At 47.9% G+C, this 17,865-nt stretch carries 26 protein-coding genes; 25 read left to right on the forward strand and 1 reads right to left on the reverse strand.

Features of this window, described 5'->3' with window-relative positions; all coding sequences use genetic code 11:
* Positions 1 to 69 precede the first annotated feature (69 nt).
* From DESDE_RS05090 to DESDE_RS21785, 4 genes are read left to right on the forward strand one after another with little or no spacing between them, the layout of a single operon-like run.
* Positions 70 to 306, forward strand: a complete 237-nt coding sequence (locus DESDE_RS05090) for a hypothetical protein (protein ID WP_014792968.1) — start codon at positions 70 to 72, stop codon at positions 304 to 306.
* Entirely contained in the window at positions 303 to 707 is a 405-nt protein-coding gene (locus tag DESDE_RS05095) for a hypothetical protein (RefSeq protein ID WP_014792969.1), read from the forward strand. Before DESDE_RS05090 ends, DESDE_RS05095 begins: the two co-directional genes overlap by 4 nt.
* Complete coding sequence (locus tag DESDE_RS21990) at positions 700 to 858, forward strand: hypothetical protein (protein ID WP_014792970.1); 159 nt, start codon at positions 700 to 702, stop codon at positions 856 to 858. The genes DESDE_RS05095 and DESDE_RS21990 overlap by 8 nt, the downstream gene beginning before the upstream one ends.
* A 22-nt stretch (positions 859 to 880) precedes the next feature.
* Positions 881 to 1,033, forward strand: a complete 153-nt coding sequence (locus DESDE_RS21785; RefSeq protein ID WP_014792971.1) for a hypothetical protein — start codon at positions 881 to 883, stop codon at positions 1,031 to 1,033.
* A gap of 1 nt (position 1,034) precedes the next feature.
* On the opposite strand, the gene DESDE_RS05100 is transcribed toward DESDE_RS21785, so the two are convergent.
* Positions 1,035 to 1,304, reverse strand: coding sequence for a hypothetical protein (locus DESDE_RS05100; protein ID WP_014792972.1), 270 nt, complete (start codon positions 1,302 to 1,304; stop codon positions 1,035 to 1,037).
* Positions 1,305 to 1,388: 84 nt separating this feature from the next.
* On the opposite strand from DESDE_RS05100, the gene DESDE_RS05105 reads away from it, so the two are divergent.
* The 21 genes from DESDE_RS05105 (at position 1,389) to DESDE_RS05200 (ending at position 17,852) form a co-directional block, all read left to right on the forward strand.
* Complete coding sequence (locus DESDE_RS05105) at positions 1,389 to 1,874, forward strand: hypothetical protein (RefSeq protein ID WP_014792973.1); 486 nt, start codon at positions 1,389 to 1,391, stop codon at positions 1,872 to 1,874.
* A gap of 93 nt (positions 1,875 to 1,967) precedes the next feature.
* Positions 1,968 to 2,204 (forward strand): DUF6906 family protein, encoded by a 237-nt coding sequence (locus tag DESDE_RS22965; RefSeq protein ID WP_083838533.1) that lies wholly within the window; start codon positions 1,968 to 1,970, stop codon positions 2,202 to 2,204.
* A complete protein-coding gene (locus tag DESDE_RS05110; RefSeq protein WP_014792974.1) occupies positions 2,161 to 2,538 on the forward strand; it encodes a hypothetical protein in 378 nt (125 codons plus the stop codon). Before DESDE_RS22965 ends, DESDE_RS05110 begins: the two co-directional genes overlap by 44 nt.
* A 96-nt stretch (positions 2,539 to 2,634) precedes the next feature.
* Positions 2,635 to 3,000, forward strand: a complete 366-nt coding sequence (locus DESDE_RS05115) for a hypothetical protein (protein ID WP_014792975.1) — start codon at positions 2,635 to 2,637, stop codon at positions 2,998 to 3,000.
* Between the two features lie 20 nt (positions 3,001 to 3,020).
* Positions 3,021 to 3,740, forward strand: coding sequence for a hypothetical protein (locus DESDE_RS05120; RefSeq protein ID WP_014792976.1), 720 nt, complete (start codon positions 3,021 to 3,023; stop codon positions 3,738 to 3,740).
* Positions 3,741 to 3,870: 130 nt separating this feature from the next.
* Positions 3,871 to 4,392, forward strand: coding sequence for a hypothetical protein (locus DESDE_RS05125; protein ID WP_014792977.1), 522 nt, complete (start codon positions 3,871 to 3,873; stop codon positions 4,390 to 4,392).
* A 6-nt stretch (positions 4,393 to 4,398) separates the two neighbouring features.
* Complete coding sequence (locus DESDE_RS05130) at positions 4,399 to 4,677, forward strand: hypothetical protein (protein ID WP_041917214.1); 279 nt, start codon at positions 4,399 to 4,401, stop codon at positions 4,675 to 4,677.
* A gap of 13 nt (positions 4,678 to 4,690) precedes the next feature.
* Positions 4,691 to 4,984, forward strand: a complete 294-nt coding sequence (locus DESDE_RS05135) for a hypothetical protein (RefSeq protein WP_014792979.1) — start codon at positions 4,691 to 4,693, stop codon at positions 4,982 to 4,984.
* A 22-nt stretch (positions 4,985 to 5,006) separates the two neighbouring features.
* A complete protein-coding gene (locus tag DESDE_RS05140) occupies positions 5,007 to 5,759 on the forward strand; it encodes a hypothetical protein (RefSeq protein ID WP_014792980.1) in 753 nt (250 codons plus the stop codon).
* Positions 5,740 to 7,194, forward strand: coding sequence for an AAA family ATPase (locus DESDE_RS20760; protein WP_014792981.1), 1,455 nt, complete (start codon positions 5,740 to 5,742; stop codon positions 7,192 to 7,194). The genes DESDE_RS05140 and DESDE_RS20760 overlap by 20 nt, the downstream gene beginning before the upstream one ends.
* A gap of 2 nt (positions 7,195 to 7,196) precedes the next feature.
* Entirely contained in the window at positions 7,197 to 7,478 is a 282-nt protein-coding gene (locus tag DESDE_RS05150; RefSeq protein WP_014792982.1) for a hypothetical protein, read from the forward strand.
* A 2-nt stretch (positions 7,479 to 7,480) separates the two neighbouring features.
* Positions 7,481 to 8,143: a P-loop NTPase family protein gene (locus DESDE_RS05155; RefSeq protein WP_014792983.1), complete on the forward strand. Its 663-nt coding sequence runs from the start codon at positions 7,481 to 7,483 to the stop codon at positions 8,141 to 8,143.
* 2 nt (positions 8,144 to 8,145) lie between these two features.
* On the forward strand, positions 8,146 to 9,198 hold the full coding sequence (locus DESDE_RS05160) for a metallophosphoesterase (protein ID WP_148269903.1): 1,053 nt from the start codon (positions 8,146 to 8,148) through the stop codon (positions 9,196 to 9,198).
* 98 nt (positions 9,199 to 9,296) lie between these two features.
* Positions 9,297 to 9,740 (forward strand): 3D domain-containing protein, encoded by a 444-nt coding sequence (locus DESDE_RS20765; RefSeq protein WP_148269904.1) that lies wholly within the window; start codon positions 9,297 to 9,299, stop codon positions 9,738 to 9,740.
* Positions 9,713 to 11,956, forward strand: a complete 2,244-nt coding sequence (recD2, locus tag DESDE_RS05170; RefSeq protein ID WP_014792986.1) for an SF1B family DNA helicase RecD2 — start codon at positions 9,713 to 9,715, stop codon at positions 11,954 to 11,956. The genes DESDE_RS20765 and recD2 overlap by 28 nt, the downstream gene beginning before the upstream one ends.
* A 66-nt stretch (positions 11,957 to 12,022) precedes the next feature.
* Positions 12,023 to 15,001 (forward strand): CHC2 zinc finger domain-containing protein, encoded by a 2,979-nt coding sequence (locus DESDE_RS05175; RefSeq protein WP_014792987.1) that lies wholly within the window; start codon positions 12,023 to 12,025, stop codon positions 14,999 to 15,001.
* A gap of 32 nt (positions 15,002 to 15,033) precedes the next feature.
* Positions 15,034 to 15,312, forward strand: coding sequence for a hypothetical protein (locus tag DESDE_RS05180; RefSeq protein ID WP_148269905.1), 279 nt, complete (start codon positions 15,034 to 15,036; stop codon positions 15,310 to 15,312).
* A 58-nt stretch (positions 15,313 to 15,370) separates the two neighbouring features.
* Positions 15,371 to 15,868 carry a hypothetical protein gene (locus DESDE_RS05185; RefSeq protein ID WP_174270140.1) on the forward strand — a complete coding sequence of 166 codons (498 nt, stop codon included), beginning with the start codon at positions 15,371 to 15,373 and terminating at the stop codon, positions 15,866 to 15,868.
* A gap of 3 nt (positions 15,869 to 15,871) precedes the next feature.
* Complete coding sequence (locus tag DESDE_RS05190) at positions 15,872 to 17,041, forward strand: hypothetical protein (RefSeq protein ID WP_014792989.1); 1,170 nt, start codon at positions 15,872 to 15,874, stop codon at positions 17,039 to 17,041.
* Position 17,042: 1 nt separating this feature from the next.
* On the forward strand, positions 17,043 to 17,561 hold the full coding sequence (locus DESDE_RS05195) for a RuvC family protein (protein ID WP_014792990.1): 519 nt from the start codon (positions 17,043 to 17,045) through the stop codon (positions 17,559 to 17,561).
* A 6-nt stretch (positions 17,562 to 17,567) separates the two neighbouring features.
* Positions 17,568 to 17,852, forward strand: coding sequence for a hypothetical protein (locus tag DESDE_RS05200; protein WP_014792991.1), 285 nt, complete (start codon positions 17,568 to 17,570; stop codon positions 17,850 to 17,852).
* Positions 17,853 to 17,865 lie beyond the last annotated feature (13 nt).

Genomic DNA, 17,865 nt, shown 5'->3' on the forward strand with positions numbered 1-17,865 from the left:
CCGCTGCTTGGTTAGCCCTTACCACTTCGACGCTAAGGAGGAAAATCCTATTAGAAAGGAGGCGACACCTTGCAAAACCCAATACCAACCAGACTAACTGTCAAGCAGGCTGCGGCGATTTCCAAAATGGGTGCACAGTTTATCCGCGTTGGTATGCAGCGGGAACTTTTTCCCTTTGGCAGCGCGGTTAAGCTTAGTTCGAAATGGACCTATCATATCCCATTTTTACCATTTTGTGAATATGTGGGTATCGAGCCAGAAAAGGCATTGGAAATTATTAATTTGAGTGAGGAGGCTACAGCATGACAAAAGTCCTCAACTACCCCACCGACGCGGACCGCGATCAGGTCCACAACCTCATTGGATCCTATGCCCAAGGCAAAATGACCCGAAACACCATGATGTACGCCATTGCCGGCATCATCGAAAAGTATCCTAACATTCAGCGGATGCCGGTTAAAAACTACTCAGTTCGAATTGTCCAGTATTTTGGGCTACAGCGAATCCCGATAATCAGCATCGAGGGCGCAAAGCTCTCCGATAAATGCCCGGGCTGTGGAGCCAGCGGGGATGACCTGGACTACTTCCGGACGGAGAAAGAGCGTTTTGACCAAGAGGATGACCTGATTAGTGTAACCTGCTTAAAATGCGGCTGGGTGTTCCTCAATAACACCAAAAACGGAAGGGGGCAGGAGAGCTATGTTTGACCGGGAGTTACAGCGGGCGGCAGCCGGCTATGCTAGGGCAAAAACGGTAGAGGTGTATTGTCATCTTGCTTTAGTGGTTGTGGCGGTTTGTGTGGTCGTTGTGGCAGGGTATGGTGTGGTGCGGTCGGTGGTTAGTGCATTTGGATTATAGAGGGGAGGAGTGGTAAGAGAGAATGGAAACCTTAAAAATCGAAGCCGGAAGAAAATGCAAAATTGATACCGGGAATATTGGGCTCACAATAAAGGGACCGGTGCTAATAGTTGTCATAAAAGAAAAAGACCTGGTTGAACCAAGTCTAAAGGGTATGTTAGACGAAACTGAATAAACTAAAGTTTCTCTTTAATCCAATCACTTACTTCATCAGGTAGATTGCACCATGCCGCATCATCTGCACACATCATAACTAATAATTTGTCGTTTGAGTCCATTGTTTCAAGTAATTTGTCTCTTACTTGAACAGAAGTTAGGTTTGATTCGACTAGCCATGTTGATTTCAGCGGATAGGCCCAGTCTCCTAGATTTTTAATCTCCGCGATTAAATCATCGTAATTTCTGCCCGGTGCAGTTAGGTCATATGAAATATTGTATATGGCCAAAGCAATCCCTCCTTTCTTCGAAATGGCCTGAACACTTACCAATTCGACGCAAAAGAGGGAAATCCTACAAGAAAGGAGATCGCCATGACCAACAACCTAAGGCAAGAACTTGAACAGGAAATTGAACTTGCAAAAATGATGGCCGCAGACATTGATAAAGTCTATAAAAAATATGCAAAAGCAGCATTACAAGCACAACAGGACCGCCTTTATAAAATCAGGGCCGAAAAGTACAAGGGCTACTCCACCGAGGCGGAATTACATAACGCCTACGGATACGGAGAAATCACCATAGATGAGTACGACGAAGGCAGAGACTTTTTAGCGGCGTTGGAAGCCCGGGAATCGCAGATGTCACTCATTGAGAAGCATAGGAAGAACCTGAAGGAAATTAGAGATAACTGGAAAGGCACAGTGATTGAACTGCAAAGGGAGCTTGATGAACTGAATGGTGAGAAAAAGGAAAAGCAGCCCAAGCTTAATGCCTTTGAACGATTGGAGCAAGAAAGGCACACTGAACGATTAGCGGCACTGCAGTTGCAAGAAAGTCTTGGAAGCGTAATCAAATGATTAGGCGGTGCAGATTCTGCAAAAGAGAGTGGTCTGTAAGCGTTCTTGCCAAACCTGATAAGCACTACGTATGTCCATACTGCGTAAAAAGAGGTGGTATATCTGAAGCACGGCAAAAGCCCTACGCGGCGGCAGAAAGAATTGATCGAGGCCCACAGGCTCAATGCAGACAGTTGGTTGGTTACCAAAAATACGCCGACCGAAATGGAGATTGTACACCGAGTGTCCGGGAATGTCCGGGAATGTCCGGGTGATCAGAAAATAAAAGAAATTGGAGGGAAGTACAGTGCTAATAACGTTACCCGATATCGACCTAAGTCCGGTCTATGAATGGGTGAGCAAATCGGAGAGACGGTCCGTAAAGATCGAATTAAACTGGGATTGTTTGTCCAAATTAAACGCCATCCCTGTTAACTCAGACTCTAATCAGCGTCGTCCCAATATTAAAATATTTGCCTGGGAAAGTAGTCCCGTTCTTGATTTCCACGATATGGGGAAGGGGATCTATGTGAAATTGCCAACCACTGTCGATGAAATCGACTTGGCCTTAAAAGCAGATAGAGAAAAAGAAGAATTTGAGCGATACGAAAAGCTCAAAGCCAAATTTGAGACCCGGGCAGAAAAAGAAAAAGCCCCGGCCATAGAAGCCGAGGACGCAAGTTAAATATCTTAAATTCATTATATCCCATCTAAACCTGGTTCTCAATGAATAACCCAATAAGCCCAAACTCAAGCCCATTGAGAGGAGGTGAAAAAAACGATGAGCACAACGAAAAATGTCAACATCCTAGAGCTGGCTAAAGGAGCCATTGCCGAGCAAATTGACATCGAGGTTGCCAAAGCTATGGCGAACATTGTTGACCCCAATACCGATGCCAAAACTGCGCGAAAGCTGACCATCACGCTCACCCTGAAGCCTGATGAAAACCGCGAAACAATCAGCATCTCCGCCCAGGCCAAAGCCGCACTGGCTCCGATTAAGCCGATTTCGACCACTTTGATGGTTGGAATTGACCGGGACGGCAAGCCGGTGGCTGTTGAGCCGACCAAGCAAGACCCTAACCAAATGCAAATATTCGGTGAGAGTGAACCCACCAACGTGGTAAAAATGCGGCATAATGCCTAAAAATGAGGAGGATAAAATCCATGGAAAGAAGCGCACTGCAATATCTCGTTGAGGACCTGAATAACCCCACTGAAATTATCGAACATAACGGAATCAAGTATTCTTCCAGAGATCTATCGAGAATCCCGGAGGTAGCCCCCAAGCCCTTTGCAACTAAATCTCTGGCCAGCATTGTAGAGCTGGTATCCCGGGAATCCAAGCACCCACGGCTCAATCCACTGATTATCCATGTGGTCAGTCCTACTAAGGTCAACGTATATTCCGAACTTCGCGATGACCTGGACCGGTTCCACCTTTACACTGCTGAGGCAGAGCTGCCCAGGATCACCTTAGGCTCTTTCATTGACCTGGAGCAAATGAACATCATGTTAAAAAGTACATTTGTGCCCACCGAGTCCCGGGATGCTCTTATCGCTCTTTTGGGCGGTATCAAGGAAGATAATGTCCGTACCAGCACAGACGATGGAATCTCTCAAACAGTAACGGCAAAAGCGGGCATTGCAACCGTGGCTAATGTAACCGTTCCGCCCATCGTGAAACTGGCTCCTTTCAGAACGTTCAATGAGATTCCCCAGCCGGAAGGTGAATTCTTGCTCAGGTTACGGCAGGGACCAGTTGCGGCACTCTTCGAAGCTGACGGTGGTGCATGGTCCATTCAGGCTAGGAAAAATATCAAGCAATACTTCCTGCTTGAGCTGGAAGACCTGATCGAAGCTGAGAAGCTGATTATTACGGAATAATGGGCCGGCGCTCCGGCATCCCACAAATAAAAAAGGCTCCGGTCAGGGCTGGAACCCTGGCCGGAGCGACCTAGAAACATTGAACTTCAAATCACCTCCATTATATAGAGAAAGCCGAGGTTTGTAAATTATGGATTTGAGAAGTTTTGCTTATGATCTCAATAAAAATATGAGAAATACCATGGTAGAGCAGCAGAATCGAACTCTTGAGGTACTATGCGATGCCCTGGATTACTCCCAGAAGAAAGTTGATGAACAGCTGGATGTGACCGGCTTTAAGACCAATATCATGGCCCTGCCAGAGAAGATTCGCGTCCAGCAAGAGAAAGTGAAAGAAGCCTCCGATGCCTTTGAAGTGGTCAAAAGCAATCTTGTCAATGCCGAGTCCATGCTGATGTCCATTATTACAGCAGAGGTCAATGGAGCCGGTAAGTCTTTATACTCCAACGATAAAGCCCGTCAAGCAGAATTGGAAATTCGTAAAAAGATGGATTTTGAATATCAGCAAGCCTGGGAGCCATATAAGGCAGCATTGGATGAACTCGACAACGCCCGTTTTAAGCTGGAACAGTATCAGAATGAGTTTAAGGCCTACCAGGTCGTGGGGAATATGTTGGCAGCCAGACTGAGCTTGATGAAGTTGGAGGTGTAGGCAGAGGTGGAAAAAAAGATGATCAGCATGTCAGGGCAATCTCAAATCATTACTGAAGACATGGTTGAACTCCCGTCCGAAGTCGAAGGGGTTGAAGAATACTTTCTAGTGGAGGTTTTTGCCAAAGGCGAAAACGGCGAGAAAAAAGTCGGCGAGGAAGAATTCTCAGCCTATCCAAATAACAATCAGCTTTTATGGGCTATGGCTAAATATGCTCAGCCTGAAAAGAAATGGGATGTCTGTTGTCATGTTCAAAAATACTATCGATATCGCTCGATATTTTGAGGAGGCGAAGACCATGCCGGAAAAGTATTTGCGCGTAACCATGCCGGACGGCTGCAAGTGGGATGTCCCCGCAAAGGTGATCGCAGAGGACCGGGCTAAATATTATGCCGCTGCTGATCCAGATACCACTTATGAAGAAGAATTTGAGTTCACTATGGGCAACGATTTTGAACTTAAGGATTGGTCTGGAAACAACATGAACTGGGACGAAGTTAAAGACTATGCGGAAAAAGCCATTCTCCCCGACCCTGTTATCGATTGGGAAGAGGGCTGGGTCGACGGAGAGAAAGAGGTCATTGAAAAATAATCAATAAGAGGAGGAAAAAGCTATGCCTACAGCAGTTACAACCACCCAAGCCCAACAACTTATTCTCGCCGGCATTGATACTACCGGCCTGACGGAGGCCGAGGTCCAAGAATTGGCCATTGTTATGGGGCAAAACTTCGAAGAAAGCCGCGACGGAATTAACTTCCGTCCTCAGCGATACAAAATCAATAAGGATGCCCAAGTGTTCGTCGACCCGTTTGGAAACTCCATAGATGAATTGAAAGCCATTGTGCTTTTTAAGCAGAAAACCCGGGGACTCTGGGAAGAAGGCAATACAACTCCGCTTTGCTCAAGTTTCGATGGAATCATGGGCACTGATGAGAACGGTAATTCTCGCCGCTGCGCTGAATGCCCCCAAAACGCCTGGGGATCAGGGAAAGAGGGCAGAGGCAAGGCATGTAAGGAGATGCGCCGGATGTTTCTTCTGACCCCCGATAATGCGCTGCCAATTCAGATCTCCTTCCCGCCAACAAGCATCGGTGCTATTGATAACTTCTTTAGTGCCAGGCTTACTAATCGGATTTCGGACATTGCTAGGCAAGTAAAATTCTCGCTAGTTCCAACCACTAATAATGGTTACAAGTTTGCACTTGCTGTTCTCAAAAATGGGGATGATGTGCCGCCAAAACAGATCTTAGATGTTAATAAGCTTCGGCAGAAGTTTGTAGACAGCTGGAAAAACATTGCCATTGATGACGAGGACTACATGCAGGATGCAGTGGAGGGTACGGGCGATGATCCAGAGCCATATTAAGCCGGACCGGTCGTTAAAGGCCCTAAAGCTCACGAACTTCCAATCCCACGGAAATACCCATATTGAGTTTGCCGGACAAGGCTGCCTGACGGTCATCACAGGACCGTCGGACAGCGGCAAGTCCGCCATTATCCGGGCACTTAAATGGCTCCTGTATAACTCTCCCCGGGGTGATGGTTTCATCACGGTGGGGAAAAATGAATGCTCAGTTCAAGGGACTTATGACAATGGAACGGCAATAACCAGGACCCGGTCCCGGGGCGGAATCAACCGATACCAAATCGGTGATCAAACTTATGAAGGCTTTGGGACCGGCGTTCCCCTGGAAGTACAGCAGGCAACAGGTATCCGTGAACTGCGTATCGGTGACCAAACATATCTTTTAAACCTCTCCGACCAGCTAGCCGGGCCCTTTTTGGGGAACGACAGCACCCCGGCCCCGGCCCGTGCAAAGGTGCTGGGCAAACTGGCCGGCACGGAAGAGATGGATCACGCCGGGAAAGAAGTAGGTACAGACCTATTCCGGGCTAAGAGGGAACGGGAAGGCCTGGAGAGCTATATCGAATCAACCGAGAAGGCCTTGGACGGATACGCTTGGATTCCGGTAAGGGAAGCGCATTTGATCGAACTGGATAGCATTATCGAAGACGTAAAGCGAGACCAGGAGGGAATAGCGAAGCTGAAAGAACTGCATGAGCAGTTCATGAGGTTAGCAGGGGAGGTTCGGAGCGTAAAGGCTGAGATTAGTCGGCTACGACCCGTCGCTGAGGGATTGGCTTATGTGCGCCGTATAGAACGTGACTCTGCGGAACACGGGAGCCTAAGTCTCATGAACCAATCGTATATCGAAGCTTGGTCCAAGATTTCTGATGCCAATATAATACTTCACCAGCTGGTTAACCTTGATTCGGCCATAGCGGTTGTGGACGCAACCCAGGAAGGATTGACGCTTGGCACTAAGCTCAACGCCGCTAAAGCAGAATATCTGTATGCAGTCGGACTCAAAACAGGAACCCAATCTCGTTTAAAGGTTCTTGACCAAAACTATGAATCGGTCATGCCACACCTTCTGGCTGCCGAGACAGAGGCATTCAATGTAGATAAGCTGGACTGCTTTTTAATAAACTATGAACACGCCTACCAGGGAGCCTTGTCCCTGCGTCGCAAGGTCCAAAGCACGGCGCGGGTGGAGGAGGCTTGGGAATTAGCCGCGGCTCTTCCCGAGAAGGTGGAGAAAGTCAAGTCGTTGCGGTCGGAACTTACGAATATCGGTTCGCTTTCGAGGGTGAGTCTGAACTATGCCGAACAGGCCAATCTTGCCCAAAAAGACACAGAGTCCCTGGAGACTGAATACATCCAGCTCATGAGTGATTTAGGCAAGTGCCCAACCTGCGGGGGAGATATTCATATCGAGAAATTGAAGGAGGTCATTTAATCATGTCCATAGACAATGTTGAACATAGAATTTCCAGCCTGAAAACCAAATTGGAGCAGAAGAAGAATGAGCGTACCCGAGCCGAAGCCAATCTGGAGACCGCTGAAAAGCAGCTCCAGGCCGTGACGGACAAAATTAAGGCCTTGGGGTATGAGCCGGAGCAGCTTCCGGCTGTAATCGAAGAATTGGAGAAGAATATTGAGGTCAATCTGGCTCAGGCGGAAAAAATCCTGGCTGAAATGGAAGGACTCACGACGGAGCAGGTTCTTGAGCAGGTGGTGTGATTATGACCATAAGTATTCTTGAGGCCGAAGCCAGGGCAAACCGCCACAAGGCCACCCTGGACCAAGCCAAAGGCAAGCGTGACCTACTCCTCCAGCAGAAAACCCAAAAAGAAGCCGAGCTGTCCAAGGTTACCCAGAATATCGCCACGTGGGAGCAGGTGCAACTCCTGCTCTCCCACTCCAGCCAATATGCCCGGGAGCAGCTGAAGCAAAAGATTGAGGAGACGGTGACCGCCGCCCTCAGGAGTATTTTCGAGGATCCCGGCATTAGCTTTGCCATTGAATTAGGCCAAAGTGGGGGAAGCGCCACTGCCGAGTGGCAAGTCATCTCTTCCTATCAGGATTACACTGTCGCCGCCAATCCTGAGGCGGCCCGGGGTGGTGGGGTGACGGACGTTGTGTCCCTGGCCCTGAGGCTGTCGTTGTTGGAATTGGCCAGGCCAAAGCATGAGGGACCGGTTATCTTGGACGAACCAGGAAAGATGATCTCTCGAGAGTTTTTGCCCAATGTGGCGGCGTTTTTGAAGCGGTATGCTGAGAAAACCGGACGGCAAATCATTATGGTAACTCATCACGGGGTGTTGGCCGATGCGGCGGATGTGGCTTGGTATGTGACGCAGGAAAAGGGTGTCAGCCGGGCAGAGAGGATCGGGGGTGAGGTGTAGTGGTGGACAAATTTATCGTAACAGGCGATTTGCATTTCCGGTCAGAGAATCCCCGGAGTAGGAAAGACAATTATCGTGATGCGCTGCTGGTTAAGCTGTATGAGGTTTTTCTGATAGCCCAAGAGCGTAGAGCGAAAGCAATCATTATTCCCGGAGATATTTTTGACTCATCTAATGTTAGCTTGCCAACCATTATCAAGCTTGCCAGCTTCTTGGATGATTGCAAAGCAAAGTTTGCTATAGATGTATTGGTCATTTCGGGGAATCACGATCTGCCGGCAGGAAACAAGGGAGCTATTTCCCGGACACCCTTTGGTTTGCTGACAGAACTTGAGTACATCCATGATCTTGAGAGATTAGATGCGAGCAGACTGATGCTGCTACCTACCGATATGTTTGAGTCATCGGTTACTGGATGCGGATTCGATTATCAGACCGACACGCCAGATGGAGCCGATCAATATATGGTAACTCAGTCATCTTTTCCTGAAAGTTATCCACGCATCCATGCCTTATCTTCCGAAGATCATCCACGTATCCATGTTGTCCACTCCATGCTCCTAGCGGCTGCGCCGTCATTCCCAATGAGGCACACCTTGATTGACGATGTAGAGACTAATGCAGACATCATCATCTCCGGCCACTATCATGACGGCTTTGGCATCATCCGGCGCAAGGATGGCAAGCTCTTCATTAACCCCGGAGCACTCTGCCGATTATCGGCAAGCCAAGCCGAAATGAGCCGTACTGTCCAGGTTGCCCTGCTCACGGTCAACAGCAAAACAGACTTCCATGCCGAGCTGATCCCCCTGCAGTCTGCCCGGCCGGCAGAAGAGGTTTTGGACAGAGAAGCTATCGTTGAGAAGAAGGAGCATGAAAACTGGTTGGAGAGCTTCTTCGATAGTCTCCAGCAGGAGGGGGAAGAGAAGTTTTTAGAGGTCCGAGAGATCATTGAGAAAATCGCAACATTAGAGAATGTCCCTTCTGGAGTGAAGCTGGAAGCTCTGCTACGAATCGGCGAGGCCAGGGAGAAGCTTGGGAGGGGTGCAGGGTGACGAGAAAGAGGCCCTTTTGGAAAAGGGTAAGTTTTTGGAAAACAGTAGCCTCAGTGTTCATAACTTGCGCCATACTCTTGAACTCTTTAAGCTTCATCATGCTGAAGCAGCGAATATCAATGCTGCAGACTGAAATCCAGATGCTCAAGAGCGATCAGAGCAATTTGACAGAAAAACAGAGAGACATCACAAATTCAGTCAATAGCTTTCTGGATACCTGGCAGATGGGAGTCTTTGAAGCAACAGCCTATTCTCCGCTGGACGATAGAAACGGGATGAACTCCTGGGGTGACGGGACTGTAATGAGTTCAGGCGCGTCGACGCTGGAATATATCGATACCGGAATTTCCGTTGACTCAAGAATCGTCCCGCTGGGAAGCAAGATTTTCATAAAGGGAATGGGTTGGCGTATAGCCACAGATACCGGAGGAGCCATCAAAAATTATAAACTGGATATTCCAATGTGGACGTTTGATGAAGCAATACAATTTGGCAGAAAGGATGTGATTGCAGTATGGCCACGGCAACAGCAGCGCGAATGAAAAAAGGAAAAGAGACGGTTAAGCCTGTCGCTACTCTGGCCGGAAAAATCATATCTGTGCGGTTTCATAATCCTCAAAACGGTTACTCCGTAATCTCTATAGAGCCTAAAGACATGGTGGAAACGGGTATGGTCTCCTGCAGTGCCGTCGGCAATCTGGCGGCGGTCAGGGTAGGGGATGAATACGAATTCGCCGGCGAGTGGAAAGAGCATCCGCAGTACGGGCGGCAGTTCGCATTCTGTAAGGCCGATGTGGTTCTGCCCAAGGAAAAGACCGGGGCAGCCACCTATCTGGCCACCCTGGCTTATGGGGTAGGGTTTGCAAAGGCGAAACGGATTGTCGATAGGCTAGGGGACGATGCCCTTAACCGAATCATTGAGGCCCCGGCTTTACTGGATCAGTTCCACTTTCTTTCTCCCCAGCAGCGGGAAGAGATTCAGGAAGGATTGCTTAAAAACACCAGGCTTGCGGAGCTGGCAGCCCTCATATGCAAAGAAGGTGTCGGCATTGGCACGGCAACAAGAATTTTCAACACCTACGGCCAGGCCAGTGTGTCTATCGTTAAAGAAAATCCCTATGTGTTGGCTGATGAGGTGTACGGCATCGGCTTCAAGGTAGCCGACAGGATCGGGATGGGGTTGAGCATCGCTCCGGATTCGCCATATCGGGTAGAATCGGCCTATATGTACGCTCTCCGGGAAGCCGGCAATGATGGCCATGTCTATCTGACCCCAAAGGATACCATCGTTGCCCTGGATGGGTTGCTGGGTAAACAGTCCATGGTGGGAGTGAGCAACATCAAAGATGCTTACGCTGAGCTTGAGCAGCGGGGGCTGGTTTGCCGGGAAGGAGACGCTATTTATGTAGCCTCCATGTTGGCCGAGGAAAAGCAGCTGGCCCGAGATATTGTCCGGCTGGCTCAGATGGACGGGAAATATTTGTCCACGGATACCGAGCAAAAGCTGGAGGAAGTCACTGAAGCCATGCAGGCAGAATTCGGCGTTATCTATGCCCCGGAGCAGAAAGAGGCCATCAAGAAGAGCTTTTATAAATCATTGTCAGTAGTGACAGGTGGCCCGGGAACCGGGAAGACGACTGTCATTAAAGGCATCATTGAGGCTTATCGGAAAATAGCCAGAAGCAACCTGATTATGCTAGCGGCACCGACGGGCCGGGCGGCGAAGAGGATGACGGAGGCCACCGGATGCGATGCCTCTACCATCCACCGACTGCTCAAATTCAACCCTATGATCAATGGGTTTGAGCACGATGCGGATAACCAACTTCCTGCCGGTCTGTTGATTGTGGATGAATACTCCATGAGTGACTTACACCTAGCTAAGTGCCTCTTTGAGGCAGTACCAAGTGACATGTTGATGGTCATCGTTGGTGACGTGGATCAGCTCCCCAGCGTCGGGCCGGGAAAAGTACTGGAGGACATTATTGAATCCCGTCAGGTCATCACAACCCGGCTAAAGTTCAACTACCGGCAAGCCTCCGGTAGCCGCATTGCCCTTGAGGCATCCCGGGTGGTTGAGTTCGGAGAATGCCGCCTTTACCAGGATGAAAAGGATTGGAAGACTATCCTTGAAGATGAGCCGGAAAAGGCTGTCACAAGAATCAAGGCCGAAGTAAGGGCGGCTCTGGCCCAGGGGTTGGGGATCATGGATTTTCAAGTGCTGGCCCCCATGAAAAAGGGGCTTGTTGGGGTAGATAACCTGAATGAAGTGATTCGGGAAATTGTGAATCCACCCGACGTATTGAAGCCGGAAAAGAAGACTGGTAAAGATAAATTCTTCCGTCTTGGTGACAAGATCATGGTGATCCGCAATAACTACAAGCTGGGAGTGTTTAACGGAGATATCGGGGTGATTCAGGGAATTGATTCCAGTAGTATTGCTGTCGACTTTGAAGGGGAAATGGTTACGTTTAGCGAGGACAACATCAACGACCTAACCCTGGCCTATGCAAGCACAATCCACAAAAGCCAGGGGTCAGAGTTCCCTCTCGTGATCATGATTATTATGCGGAGTCACTACATCATGCTGCAGAAAAATCTATTTTACACTGGCTTTACCCGGGCTAAGCAGCGCTTGGTGCTGGTGTGCCAGGAGAGTGCCGTGAAGCGGTGCCTGGACAATGCCGAGAAAAAAGAACGGCACACGCTCTTACGGGATAGGATCATAGCCTATGCAGGCGCCAGCCAATCAGCTTAATTTCGATATAGCAGGGCCGGTTTACCTCCTCTCCGGCCCTGCCCCCACAAACAAGGCGGTGATAGCTTGAGCTTAGAAAACATCATTAGTCGGCTGGATAATGCAGCATTTTTTAAGGAACACGGCTTTGTAGCCAAAAAGAATACCGGTCGTAGAGCCGAAGGAATCTGTCCTTTTTGTGGCGAGGCTAAGTTTAACTTGAACTTAGAAAAAGGACTGTGGCAATGTTTCGGATGTCATAAAAGCGGAAACCAAATCACCTTTTATGCGCAAAAAAACAATGTAAGCAATAGAGAAGCCGTTAAGGCCATTAAACGCTATCTGGGCGTGGAGGATGACCTTCCACCCAGGAAAAAGCGTAGAAGTGGCGTGTCCGGCGCTCAATCCGGTCAGAGTGAAGAGGCTGCCGGGCAGGGAATTAGCCCAGCTGGCAGCACAGAGGATGGACGTCCAGACATAGACGGACCATCAGAGATAAATGAGCAATATCCACATAAGGAAGCGGCTCCCGATGAGGTTGAGCAGAAACACCCTTATGAACGGCTCATTGAGCTGGCCTCTCTCACCCCTGCGGACAGAGAGAGTCTTAAGAAGAAGCGTGGATTCACGGATGAAATGATTGAGGAGTTTAAGTTCCGAAGTGGCGGTGGTTATCTCAGGGAGATTGTCGGGAAGCTCCAGGGGGAGTATTCAGGGGACAGGCTCCTTGAAGTGGGTATACTTCGCAACGTGAACGGAACATTGCTTCCGGAGAAGCAACTTCTTGAGGACAGGATTCTGATTCCTTATCTTGATGAAGAGGGTCATGTGTATCACCTCAGGCCACATAAGCTAGGGTTTTCTAATATCCCAGCTCAGCCCTACAGCAGGTACCTATTGAGACACCATCCCAAAAAGATTGTCCTTACCGAGGGCGAATTTAAGGCGGCTGCACTTACGGCCTGGGAGATCGCGGGCATTGGTGGTCCGGGAACGAGCTCCTTCGGTGACAAGAATTTAGACCGCTTGGTTTTTCTCCTGCAGGAGTTTGATGTTAAGGAAGTTTGCGTTATCTATGACTCCGAAGAGAAAGGGGACCCATCACTTCCTAATTTCAAAGAGCAGCTAAATAAGCGCTATGACACGCAATACTGGTCCTACATCATGGCCTATAAGCTTCATCAAGCCGGGTTTAAAACCACTGTGGGCTGGTTGCCAGCTGAGTGGCGCATAGACGGAAAGATTGATTTCGACGGAGCTTTAGCCCAGGGCCGGACGGCTGCGGAAATCAGGAAAGTCATTAAGGAGGCGAAGGGATATAAGGAGTTCCTTGCCACCATGGACGAAGACGGCCAGCGTGTTATCAAAAGGAAGATTGCTAAACACTTTTCCAAGAAAAATGTAAAAAGGGAGTTCAACAAATATATGGTCACCGTTCCAGGGGTCAATGGGCAAGAGTATGACAAGGAAATTAGCAACTTTGTTATCAATATCAAGTCGAACTTCTTTACCCAGGATAGTGTGATCCGGAATGTTCAGTTAGTGAATACCTATGGTGAAGTGTCGGATGTCTTTCCGATTGAATCCAGTGCCATGGCTGCAGCAGACGCTTTTAAGAAATTCGTGTTAAGTAAGGGAAATTATATCTTCAAGGGCAACGGTACGGACCTCACTAACATCTGGGAGTATGAGTTTCTCAATAATGATGGTGAGCTGATCTATATGCCGGAGCAAATTGGTTGGATTGATGCCCATAAGGTATGGCTCTTTGGCAACATGGCCATCAAGGATGGGAAGATTTATCGACCGGACAATGACGGAATCATTTGGGTAGAGGGTAAAGGTTTTAAGCCCCAGAGCTTTAGCGTTGCGTCTGATTCCCGCGTGTCTGAAAATGCAATCCCTCATCTTTGCGAAAAGGAAATCAATATTTGTGATGTGGCTGAGCGCATGAAACACTCTGTCGGCGGGTACGAGGCGTACATTGCAATAGGCTGGGTGATAGCCACGATATTTAGCCGGGACATTTTTGCTAAGTATAAGTGTATGCCGATACTCTTCCCTCACGGTAAGAGGGAGTCAGGGAAGACGACATTTATGCGCTGGATAATGGGCTTCTTTGGTATCGAGACCGAAGGAATCAGCGTCGGGAAAACAACGACTGCCAACTTCATTGCACGTGCTCTGTCCTATTGGAGCAGCTTAGGAGTTTGGTTTGATGAGTACCGTAATGAGTCAGGCGTTATAGAAAAGGATGGGTTGTTCCGTTCAGCATACAACCGGCAAGTGTCCGGAAAAGGGACAGCCACAGCGTTTCAAAGCAAGGGATTTTCTGTCCACTCCGTAATCTCCATATCCGGGGAAGAGCTACCCAAAGACAATGGCCTGTTTACACGATGCATTCCCCTGCAGATTAGTTCCTATAAGCGACAACGGGAGTTCTATGAATCGATTAACCGATCAAGTGAATATTTCAGTTACCTTACATTTAGCCTCATCAGAGATTATGACTTATACAAGGATAGAATCATGGCCAACATTGCTGATTTAAAGAGCACCCTGGTTTCCAGGGGAATTACCGACAGGACTGCCGAGAACTGGGCCATTTGCGCAGCTGCTTTTGATTCAGTGGTCATGGAGGATGCGGGGTTTATTAAGTGGGTTGAGCAGAGCTGTCAGGAAATAAAACGTACCGGTGAAGAAGACCATATGCTCAATCAGTTTTGGTTGGATACCAATACCATGATTAGTTCCCATGAGGTAGGGCTAAAGCATATGAAAGTGGAGGACAACAAGCTTTATGTATGGCTGCAGGGGGTTTACAGCGAATGGAGTGTCTACTATCGCAAGCGGACAGGCCGAGAGCCTTTTGACTTGCAGTCGATCATGAAGTACCTCCGAGAAGAACCCTACTGCTTGGATAGCTCTTACCGATGCTTTATCGGCAAAGTCCGAAGACGAGCTGCTGTTATTGACTTGTCTCAGGCCAATGAAATTATTCAGGAAATCGCGGACTCGTTAGATGAACTGGGGCACAACCATGACTCAGGGGATGAAGAATATTAAGCTTGGGTCAGTCCAAAAAAGAGTATAGAGTTGTGAAAGGTGTTGCAATGTGGACAGGGTGGACAGGGGGTGGACAGCAGGAAAAAATTAGGTGTCCACTACTCAAACCCTGTGATACCAAGGATTTCAGGGCAGAGGTGGACAGGTGGACAGCTAAAACCCAACTCTCAGCAAATTTGGCCTTGAGTACCGTGACAAAGTTTATGGGTGTGGAAAAATTGATATTACTAAAAATCGCCAAACTGCTGTCCACCTGTCCACTACCATCGCCGAAGCGTTACGCCGCAAGGGTTTGTGAGGTGGACACCTAAAAATTACCACCTGTCCACCTGCTGTCCACCCTGTCCACCTAGAAAGGGGAAGTGCTGTGTGAGTAAATATATGGAAATGATTGAATCCGAAGGACAGTCATCCAAGATAGCTTCGATTTCATTCACTTCCCCGGAAGATGACTTTGAAGAGGCAAAAAGGATCTATGGTTCCATAGACCCTAGAAAAGATATGTCCGTCGATCACCAGTACTGGGAAGATATCCTATGGAATGCCTGGCATTTCACGAAGCCGCTTTATTATATCTTGCATGGAATAAGGTGCGGCGGCGGTGGATTGACGTTAACCAAAAATAGCTTCCGGCTACTACCGGGGGAATGGGCAGAGCAAGAATGGGATGAGATTAAGCAAAAGTATCTTGACCCGATGAGGGATAAGCTTGTATCGATTTTGAAGTTGACCCGTGCCGGCAAGGTCACGGAAGAACAGCTGCCCGATGGGTTGTTTGAACAGGTAAGGCAGGGGACGGAGCAAGATAATAGGACGGGCGCGATGCCGGCGCCAATAAAAGAAGAACAAGGGAGGCTGTTTAGGTGAGCTATGGGAAAGCAGAGAAATTGGACCAAGGAAGAACTGGATTACCTTCAGGATAACTGGGGAGCTGTATCTGTTGAAACAATCGCTGCCCGCTTAAACAGGAGCATTGAGGCCATAAAAATCAAGAAAGATAGATTGGGCTTGGGCGCGTTTCTGGATAGCGGCGAATACGTGACATTTAATCAGCTGCTAAAGGCACTTGGGATTACTGGTGGATCTGGATACCTTATGACATCCTGGGTTAAAAACAGGGGCTTTCCTATCAAATATAAAAAAGTCCTTAAAAACAAGTTTAAAGTAGTCTATCTTAAAGACTTTTGGAAATGGGCCGAAAAGAACCGATCTATGATCAATTGGTCAAAAGTTGAAATCGGCATTTTAGGTGAAGAGCCTCCGTGGGTACTGACACAGCGGAGAACAGATTTTCAGTCCTGTGTCAAAATAAAAACTACGCCCTGGACCAAGGGTGAGGATAAGCATCTCCATGACCTCCTGAAGCAATTTAAGTATAACTACAAAGAATTATCCACAAAGCTTCAGCGTTCTGAAGGAGCTATCCAACGCCGAATCAATGATCTTGCTCTAAAAGAACGGCCTATAAAGGCTGACAATCAGATCAAATGGACTGAAGATGAGTACATCCAGCTGGGTGAAATGATCAAGCAAAGATTGAGCTATGAGGATATGTCTGATCGACTTGGAAAATCAGCAAAGGCCATCAGGGGCAAGGTTTACACCATGTATCTTTCCGAAAATCTGGATAAGGTGGCTTCAATCATCGGCAAAGGAAAATGGGGGGATAACAGGCCGGACAGGAAGATCACCCTTCATAATTGCCTGACTTCAGAGGAAAGAGCGCAGGTTAAGTCCGGATTGACTAAAATTGCAGTCATTCTTAGGGAGCAGATCTGCAAACATTACGAGGGCAGTGAGTACTGGCAGAGGGGACTTTGCGAAAACTGGGATGATCGCTGTTTGGCTGGAAAGTCTACATGTGATTTTTGCGAAAGCTTTATCAGAATAAAACCCCAATATTGCCGGCGTTGTGGGGCTGAGTTTTATAAGCGAAATAAGCAGGATATATGTGACCTATGCAAGGTCGCTAGGAAAAAGCAACATCAGCGGAAATGGATGGCGCTGTATGGAGAAAAGAGAAAGAAAGAAGTGATTTAGGGTGAGTTATTATCTTGGGATAGATGCTTCATTGACATCGCCGGGTTTCTGTGTGGCGGGGGGAATTTCGCCATATATCAGTTCCAGTAATTATAAAAGTAAAAAAACAGGGTTTGAGCGAATAGTTGATATTCATGATGAGGTAGTCAATTATCTTTCTGGTTTCCCAATAAAGATCATTATGGAAGAGCTTCCAGCCGGTTCTAAAGGTAGTTATACGATTGAACGAGCAGAGCTGGTTGGGGTAATTAAAAGCACAATTTACAGGATGAATTTATGGGGTAAGTTTTTTCTCGTTAATCCTTCCACTTTAAAAAAATTTGCTACAGGAAAAGGGAACTGCGATAAACCCGCCATGATTCTCCAAGCGTACAAAGAATTCGGACTCGAATTTGTCTGCAATGATGAATGTGATGCCTTTTGGTTGGTCCAGGTTGGCCGGGCTTTGGATGACCATTGGGATGGGCTGAACCGGACGAAGCTCCGGGAGGGTGTGATCGAGAAGTTGAGGGGGGTATGAGTGGTGATGAATGACGTTTTAAATGTAACTGCAACGCAAATAGATGATATGAAACACTGTATCGGATTCGCTATCCAAAGAGTTAAACGAGGAAAATATAAAGCCTATCGAAATCGCTATATAGCTTCCGACGATAATAGAGGCTGGGACGATTTAGTTTCAAAGGGATTAGCAAGAAAACAGTCTTTTAAGAATGGTAGTGGAGAAAACCCACAGCTTTATTACCTTTCTGAAGAAGGGTTTAGGTTCTTAGGAGGTCTTCTCGAAGTGAAAATTACAGAGATGGATTAAAGGGAGGTGTAAC

Origin of the sequence: Desulfitobacterium dehalogenans ATCC 51507 (genome assembly GCF_000243155.2) — a bacterium.
Taxonomy (GTDB): Bacteria; Bacillota; Desulfitobacteriia; order Desulfitobacteriales; family Desulfitobacteriaceae; genus Desulfitobacterium; species Desulfitobacterium dehalogenans.

Bases quoted from the DNA above. Each gene is read 5' to 3' on its own strand.
- DESDE_RS20760 (WP_014792981.1), top strand. From the start codon at position 5,740: ATGATCCAGAGCCATATTAAGCCGGACCGGTCGTTAAAGGCCCTAAAG.
- DESDE_RS05135 (WP_014792979.1), top strand. From the start codon at position 4,691: ATGCCGGAAAAGTATTTGCGCGTAACCATGCCGGACGGCTGCAAGTGG.
- DESDE_RS05095 (WP_014792969.1), top strand. From the start codon at position 303: ATGACAAAAGTCCTCAACTACCCCACCGACGCGGACCGCGATCAGGTC.
- recD2 (WP_014792986.1), top strand. From the start codon at position 9,713: ATGGCCACGGCAACAGCAGCGCGAATGAAAAAAGGAAAAGAGACGGTT.
- DESDE_RS05105 (WP_014792973.1), top strand. From the start codon at position 1,389: ATGACCAACAACCTAAGGCAAGAACTTGAACAGGAAATTGAACTTGCA.
- DESDE_RS05150 (WP_014792982.1), top strand. From the start codon at position 7,197: ATGTCCATAGACAATGTTGAACATAGAATTTCCAGCCTGAAAACCAAA.
- DESDE_RS21990 (WP_014792970.1), top strand. From the start codon at position 700: ATGTTTGACCGGGAGTTACAGCGGGCGGCAGCCGGCTATGCTAGGGCA.
- DESDE_RS05155 (WP_014792983.1), top strand. From the start codon at position 7,481: ATGACCATAAGTATTCTTGAGGCCGAAGCCAGGGCAAACCGCCACAAG.
- DESDE_RS05200 (WP_014792991.1), top strand. From the start codon at position 17,568: ATGAATGACGTTTTAAATGTAACTGCAACGCAAATAGATGATATGAAA.
- DESDE_RS05125 (WP_014792977.1), top strand. From the start codon at position 3,871: ATGGATTTGAGAAGTTTTGCTTATGATCTCAATAAAAATATGAGAAAT.
- DESDE_RS05115 (WP_014792975.1), top strand. From the start codon at position 2,635: ATGAGCACAACGAAAAATGTCAACATCCTAGAGCTGGCTAAAGGAGCC.
- DESDE_RS20765 (WP_148269904.1), top strand. From the start codon at position 9,297: ATGCTGAAGCAGCGAATATCAATGCTGCAGACTGAAATCCAGATGCTC.
- DESDE_RS05140 (WP_014792980.1), top strand. From the start codon at position 5,007: ATGCCTACAGCAGTTACAACCACCCAAGCCCAACAACTTATTCTCGCC.
- DESDE_RS21785 (WP_014792971.1), top strand. From the start codon at position 881: ATGGAAACCTTAAAAATCGAAGCCGGAAGAAAATGCAAAATTGATACC.
- DESDE_RS05190 (WP_014792989.1), top strand. From the start codon at position 15,872: ATGGGAAAGCAGAGAAATTGGACCAAGGAAGAACTGGATTACCTTCAG.
- DESDE_RS05120 (WP_014792976.1), top strand. From the start codon at position 3,021: ATGGAAAGAAGCGCACTGCAATATCTCGTTGAGGACCTGAATAACCCC.